Annotated in this window: 1 protein-coding gene and 1 pseudogene; both read right to left on the minus strand. The window is 46.4% G+C overall.

Annotated elements, in window-relative coordinates:
• Nucleotides 1–389: pseudogene (locus tag A3750_RS23420) on the minus strand (chemoreceptor glutamine deamidase CheD); the annotation flags it as partial.
• Between the two features lie 3 nt (nt 390–392).
• On the minus strand, nt 393–991 hold a 599-nt coding region (locus A3750_RS23425), incomplete at its 5' end, for a protein-glutamate O-methyltransferase CheR (RefSeq protein WP_068548947.1).

The raw sequence follows: 991 nt of genomic DNA on the forward strand, positions 1-991 counted from the left end.
ACATTACCGCCACCAAAGACCTTAACCTCTAGATTTCTGCGGCTACCACCCATTTTAAGCACCTCGTTTATTAGGTACTCCATCGCCCAATTTCCGTAGCGTGATGCCAATGCAACATCTCCACCCCAACTATCTGTTGAGTGCTCGCCCTCCTGCGGAAGCATGAAGTGATTCATCCCGCCAACACCAAGTTGCCGGTCTCTTATGCAAGCAGAAATACATGACCCAAGCACTGTCGAAATCAGCTCGCCATGCCGGCTGACATACAACTCGCCTGGCAGAATCTTTGCTGCAGGCATGTTCATCCGTCTATCCCAATAACGGTTAACATGCTCAAAACCCGGTTCTGGAAGCGGCAAGGGGCCGGTACTTACGGCAGCAGGTTGCATTGTCTAGCCCTTCAACTGATAGATTGTTTTGCCGAGCGAATTGAAGCGAGATGCAACAGAGTGAAGGCTTTCAGAGTGACCAATAAAAAGATAGCCACCCGGATTAAGAATATCGGCAAAACGGTTGAGCAATCGAACTTGTGTTTCTTCATTAAAATAAATCATGACATTGCGGCAGAAGATAAAATCAAAACGGCCTCGCATGGGCCAAGCCTCAAGCAAATTTAAGCGCTTAAACCGGACTAGCTGCTGCAAAGACGGGGACACCTTAGCGATATCCTTATGATTTCGATCAAATAGAAACCACTTGCTTTTGACCGATTTACTCAACGACTCGACACGCTCGATGTCGTATACACCTTGCGATGCTTTTTGTAACACGTTCGAATCCAAATCCGTGGCAAGAACCTTTATGTCCCACGCTTTCATTGGCAAAAATTCGTTTAATGTTAATGAGATAGAGTACGGTTCTTCACCGGTAGAGCAACCCGCAGACCAAGCCCGAATTTTGCCGTTGTTACCTTTCAGCAAATCGGGTAACGCGTTATTCGTTAAAAAATCAAAATGATGAGACTCGCGAAAGAACGAAGTAAGATTGGTCG

The sequence above is a fragment of the Oleiphilus sp. HI0079 genome (genome assembly GCF_001635105.1).